Source organism: Sulfitobacter sp. HI0040 (assembly GCF_001634885.1).
Lineage (GTDB): Bacteria > Pseudomonadota > Alphaproteobacteria > Rhodobacterales > Rhodobacteraceae > Sulfitobacter.
Genome location: NZ_LWEX01000066.1, coordinates 1 through 5208, shown reverse-complemented (window position 1 = coordinate 5208; position 5208 = coordinate 1). Strand labels below are relative to the sequence as shown.

General features: G+C 66.4%; 6 protein-coding genes. 2 read left to right on the top strand and 4 right to left on the bottom strand.

Annotated features, from left to right (window positions below; translation table 11 throughout):
* Nucleotides 1-149 precede the first annotated feature (149 nt).
* Nucleotides 150-1538 (top strand): dihydrolipoyl dehydrogenase, encoded by a 1389-nt coding sequence (gene lpdA, locus A3728_RS05595; RefSeq protein WP_067921023.1) that lies wholly within the window; start codon nucleotides 150-152, stop codon nucleotides 1536-1538.
* Between the two features lie 43 nt (nucleotides 1539-1581).
* Here lpdA and A3728_RS05590 read toward each other — a convergent pair whose 3' ends face one another.
* From A3728_RS05590 to A3728_RS05575, 4 genes are read right to left on the bottom strand one after another with little or no spacing between them, the layout of a single operon-like run.
* Entirely contained in the window at nucleotides 1582-2187 is a 606-nt protein-coding gene (locus tag A3728_RS05590; RefSeq protein WP_067921021.1) for a pyridoxamine 5'-phosphate oxidase family protein, read from the bottom strand.
* Nucleotides 2180-2917 (bottom strand): lysophospholipid acyltransferase family protein, encoded by a 738-nt coding sequence (locus tag A3728_RS05585; protein WP_067921019.1) that lies wholly within the window; start codon nucleotides 2915-2917, stop codon nucleotides 2180-2182. The genes A3728_RS05590 and A3728_RS05585 overlap by 8 nt, the downstream gene beginning before the upstream one ends.
* Nucleotides 2914-3789, bottom strand: a complete 876-nt coding sequence (locus A3728_RS05580; RefSeq protein WP_067921017.1) for a cell division protein FtsX — start codon at nucleotides 3787-3789, stop codon at nucleotides 2914-2916. Before A3728_RS05580 ends, A3728_RS05585 begins: the two co-directional genes overlap by 4 nt.
* A 26-nt stretch (nucleotides 3790-3815) precedes the next feature.
* Nucleotides 3816-4493 carry a cell division ATP-binding protein FtsE gene (locus A3728_RS05575; RefSeq protein WP_067921015.1) on the bottom strand — a complete coding sequence of 226 codons (678 nt, stop codon included), beginning with the start codon at nucleotides 4491-4493 and terminating at the stop codon, nucleotides 3816-3818.
* A 163-nt stretch (nucleotides 4494-4656) separates the two neighbouring features.
* On the opposite strand from A3728_RS05575, the gene A3728_RS05570 reads away from it, so the two are divergent.
* Nucleotides 4657-5208, top strand: a 552-nt coding sequence (locus A3728_RS05570) for a zinc-ribbon domain-containing protein (protein ID WP_150120661.1), incomplete at its 3' end; no start/stop codon positions are given.

Here is a 5208-nt window from a genome sequence, read left to right as displayed (position 1 = left end):
CCGCCCTCTTCTGATCTTCCAAATGGCCCCTCATCCCGGGGGACGGCGCTTGCGCCGGGGGGCAGCGCCCCCTACCCTGCCCGCCGATCCTGCCCCCGGCACCTGATTTCTTCCCGGCCCCCGCGCCGCACCACCCCAAGGAGACCCCAATGTCCAGCTATGATGTCATCGTGATCGGTTCCGGCCCCGGCGGATACGTCGCCGCGATCCGTTGCGCGCAACTCGGCCTGAAAACCGCCTGCGTCGAAGGCCGGGAGACATTGGGCGGAACCTGCCTCAACGTGGGCTGCATCCCCTCGAAAGCCCTGCTCCATGCCACGCATATGCTGCATGAGGCCGAACACAACTTCGCCGACATGGGCCTGAAGGGAAAGGCACCCTCCGTCGACTGGAAACAGATGCTGGCCTATAAATCCTCCACCATCGAGACCAACACCAAGGGCATCGAATTCCTGTTCAAGAAGAACAAGATCGACTGGCTCAAGGGCTGGGGCACCATTCCCGAGGCGGGGAAGGTCAAGGTGGGCGACGAGGTCCATGAGGCCAAGAACATCATCATCGCCACCGGCTCCGAAGCGGCAGCGCTTCCCGGCGTTGAAGTCGATGAAAAGACGGTCGTGACGTCGACGGGCGCGCTGGAGCTTGGCAAGGTGCCAAAACGCCTCGCGGTGATCGGCGCCGGGGTCATCGGGCTTGAACTGGGCAGCGTCTATGCGCGTCTGGGCAGCGAGGTGACGGTGATCGAATTCCTTGACGCGATCACCCCCGGCATGGACCCCGAGGTGCAGAAGACCTTCCAACGGATGCTGAAGAAACAGGGCATGAATTTCGTCATGGGCGCCGCCGTTCAAAAGACGGAGACGAAGAACGGCAAGGCCAAGGTCACCTACAAGCTGCGCAAGGACGACAGCGAACACGAGATCGACGCCGATGCCGTTCTGGTGGCCACGGGCCGCAAGCCCTATCACGACGGCCTCGGGCTCGACGCACTGGGCATTCGGTTGACGAAACGCGGCCAGATCGCCGTGACGAAGGAATGGGAAACCGACATCAAGGGCATCTACGCCATCGGCGACGTGACCGAAGGCCCCATGCTCGCCCACAAGGCCGAGGACGAAGGCATGGCGGTGGCCGAGGTCATCGCGGGCAACCATGGCCATGTGAACTACGGCGTCATCCCCAGCGTGATCTACACCCACCCCGAGGTCGCCAGCGTGGGCGAAACCGAAGCCACGCTTAAGGACGCGGGCCGGGCCTACAAGGCGGGCAAGTTTTCCTTCATGGGCAATGCGCGTGCCAAGGCGGTCTTTGCGGGGGAGGGTTTCGTGAAAATCCTCGCCGACAAGGAAACGGACCGCATTCTGGGCTGCCACATCATCGGGCCTGCGGCCGGGGATCTCATCCATGAGGTTTGCGTCGCGATGGAATTCGGCGCCTCTGCCGAAGACCTCGCGATGACCTGCCACGCCCATCCGACCTATTCGGAAGCGGTGCGCGAGGCAGCACTCGCCTGTGGCGACGGGCCCATTCACATGTAACAGCGGCCCGCGCCTTCACAGCGCAGGGGGCGCGGCGGGTTTTCTACCAGAGCGTTTTAGCGGCGCGCGGGCCCCAGTTCGCGTCATACGCCGCACCGCCTTCGGCGCCGTCGGTCATTTCCGCAAGGATCTGCCCCACGGTCGGTAAACCATCGCTATCGTCCACGCCCGCCCAGGTCCGCGCCCGCAGCAGGGCGCGGGCGCATTGTACGTAGATCTCCCCGATCTCGACCACGATCACCGTCGCGGGCCGACGCTCCTCCTTGCGGAACCTGTCGCGCAGGTCGGTGTCATCCGTGACGAACGCCCTGCCGTTCACCCGCACCACGTTGTTGGAGCCGGGTACCAGAAACAGCAGCGAAAGGCGCGGATCCGCCACGATGTTGCGCAGGGTATCGAGCCGGTTGTTGCCATGCCAATCGGGCAGGGCCAGCGTCTGCGGGTCCAGCTCCAACGCCACCGCGACCTCGTCCCCCCGGGGGCTGCCATCGGTGCCATCCGGCCCGACGGTGCTGACGATGCATAGGCGCGACGCGGCGATCCACTGGCGATAGAGGGGGGTCAGCCGATGGGCGACCTTGCGCAGGGCCGCGCTGGGCGGTGTTCCGTACAGCGCCTCGAGGTCGGCGATCCGGGTGATCCTACGCATCCGCCGGGGTCCAGCCCGCGTTCATCAAAAGACGCCGCGATGCTGCCTCTACCTCGTCTTCGAGCCGCCCCATGAATTCGGATTTGCTCAGGCCCGGTTCGATCGGCTCCAGAAACTCCACCACGGCCAGCCCGGGACGGCGATAAAGCCCCCGCCGGGGCCAGAAATAGCCCGCATTGGTGGCGGCGGGCACGCAGGTCTGGCCCAGTTGCTCATAAAGCGCGGCGGTGCCTTTCTTGTAGGGCACGCTAACGCCGGGGGCCACGCGGGTGCCTTGCGAATAAATGACCAGCTGCCCCGGCTCCCGCCGGCCCGCCTGCACGTCGGCCAGCATCTTGACGATGGCTTTGCCGCGTTTGCCGCGATCCACGGCGATCATCTGCATGCGCTTGGTGTACTGGCCGATGACCGGCGTCCACAGCACCTCCCGCTTCATGATGAACTTGGCGCGGGGCAGCGCGTTGAAGATCATGATGATATCGAGGAACGACTGGTGCTTGGCCGCGATCAGAACTTCGCCCTGCGGGACGGGGCCGCGCACCTCGCAGCGCAACCCGATGATCCAGCGGGCGCTCCACATGGCGTAGCGGGCATAGCTTTTGCAGGCGGTATAGGCACCCACCTTGGAAAACATCGCCCATGGCGCGAAGGCGAGCCCGAGGATCGGCATGGCGATCGTCACCTGCACGATATAGATGATCGAACGGACCCATTGCAGCGCGTGTTTCATTCAAGCTCCTTCAAGGTTCGGCGTGCCGCGGCCCCGGTGGCGCCAAAGGCCACGGCAGCGGCCAGCAGGGGGATCAACAGCAGCAGCAGCCAGCGCCACCCTTCGATCCCCAACCCAGTGAGGAAGCCCGCCTCACTCGCCGCGGAAGGCAACAGCCAGACGGCAGCCCCGCCAACCAGCATGCCAAGCGTCGCACCGGCCAGCGCGCGCAGCGTGAAGCGGCGGATGAAGGCCCGCGCGATATAGCCGTCGGTGGCACCGACCAGCCGCAAGACGGCGATGACCTGCGCATTGGCCGAGAGTGCCGCATTGGCGGCCAGCGTCACGATGGCGGCCATCGTCGCCGCGATAAGCAGGGTGGAGAGCCAGCCCAGGAGGCGCAGACGGCTTGCCGCCGCCACCAGCGGTTCGCGCCAGCGGCTGTGATCGTCGAGCACCGCCCCCGGCACCTCGGCGGCGAGGCGCAGGCGCAACCCGGCGGCATCGAACCCTTCGGGCTCGGAAATCAGTTCGATCAGGCGCGGCACCGGCAGGCTGTCGAGCGCGAGTTCGGGCCCGAACCACGGCGCCAGCAGCGCCTGCTGTTCGGCATCCGTCAGCGCGCGGGCGGAGGCTACGCCGCGCCATGTTTCAAGCACCCGAAGGGCCGCGTCGGTCTGGGCCGCGCGCTGGTCCAGCGGCGCCACGATGCGGATGGTGGCCGACCGGGCAAGCTCATCCCCCCAGCGGGCAGCAAGCCGCCCCGAGGCGAGCGACAGGGCGAGTGCGAAAACGGCAAGGAAGGCCATCGCCGCCGCCGCGAACACGGTGAGCCGCGCGGTGAAGCCCGAGGGCGGCACCACGCGGTCGGCCTGGCTGTCGCCGGCGATCATTGCCCTGACGTTGGAAAGGCCGAGGTTCACAGGTCTGCCCCCGCCAGCTGCAGCCTGCGGTTTGCGATGCGCAGCACGCGGGCCTGGACATGCGCCTTCGTCGCACGGATGAGCGACAGGTCATGGGTCGCGATCAGCACCGTCTTGCCCATGCGGTTCAGTTCGATCAGCAGCCGCAACAGCCGCTGCGACATCTCCCAGTCGATGTTGCCGGTGGGCTCATCCGCCAGCACCACATCCGGCGACATGATGACCGCACGCGCCAGCGCCGCCCGCTGCCGTTCCCCGCCCGACAATTCCGGCGGCAACGCCTGCATGCGGGAGGTCAGCCCGACCCATGACATCAACTCGTCAAGGTCGGCTCCCGCGGCTTCGGCATGCCGGCCTGAGACCGTGAGCGGCAGCGAGACATTGTCCGACAGCGGCATATGATCGAGGAATTTGACATCCTGATGCACCACGCCAATGCGACGCCGCATCATCGCGATATCGTCCCGTTCGAGGCCGCGTACGTCCCGGTCGAACAGGCGGACGTGACCGGCGGTGGGCAACAGCGCCCCGTAGCAAAGCTTCAGCAGTGTCGTCTTGCCGGTGCCGGAAGGGCCGGTGAGGAAATGAAAGGAACCGGCGGCGAGTTTCAGCGATATGTCGGACAGCAGTTCGCCGCCCCCATAGCTGTAGGCCACATTTTCCAGCTCGATCACGCGACTTCCCCGCCAAATTCAACCTGTTGTGCCTCAGCATCGTTCGACATTCAATGCGCCAGATCGCGGCCACCAGCCCAGATTGCACTTTTCCTGAAGTATTCCTGCCCATATGCTGGCGCGCAGCGATCTAACTTTGGTGAACCATGCGTCAGGCAACAAAATGCGGCTGATCTGTCCGAACTGCGACGCGCAATACGAGGTTCCGGACGAGGTGATCCCGGCATCCGGACGGGATGTGCAATGCTCCAACTGCGGGCAGACGTGGTTCCAGCACCATCCCGATCACGCGCCCGACGAAGCCGAAACCGAGGCCCGGCAGGAGCCGGACCCCGACGAGGAGGTCGTGCAGCCGTCCGAAGCCGCGCCGATGCCCCAGCCCCAGCCTCAGCGGCGCGAACTGGATCCCGCCGTGGCGGACATCCTGCGGCAGGAGGCCGAAGCCGAACAGGCGGCCCGTGGCCGCTCCCGCCATTCCGATCCGTTGGAGAGCCAGCCCGACCTCGGCCTCGACGACGGGCAGCCCGCGCTGGGTGGCCACCTGCGCCGCATGGTCTCCTCCCCCCGGGGCGAGGAAGACGAAGACGATACGGACGGCACAGCCGATCACGGGCCGGTGCATGCGCCCTTCGATTCCGACCGGGCGGACGCGGAGGCCCGCACGCGCGCCGCGCGCGAGCGTATGGCGCGGATGCGGGGCGAGCCGGCCGCGGAC

Coding starts and splice junctions, on each gene's coding strand:
- A3728_RS05585 (WP_067921019.1), bottom strand. CDS start 2,917: ATGAAACACGCGCTGCAATGGGTCCGTTCGATCATCTATATCGTGCAG.
- A3728_RS05580 (WP_067921017.1), bottom strand. CDS start 3,789: ATGATCGCCGGCGACAGCCAGGCCGACCGCGTGGTGCCGCCCTCGGGC.
- lpdA (WP_067921023.1), top strand. CDS start 150: ATGTCCAGCTATGATGTCATCGTGATCGGTTCCGGCCCCGGCGGATAC.
- A3728_RS05590 (WP_067921021.1), bottom strand. CDS start 2,187: ATGCGTAGGATCACCCGGATCGCCGACCTCGAGGCGCTGTACGGAACA.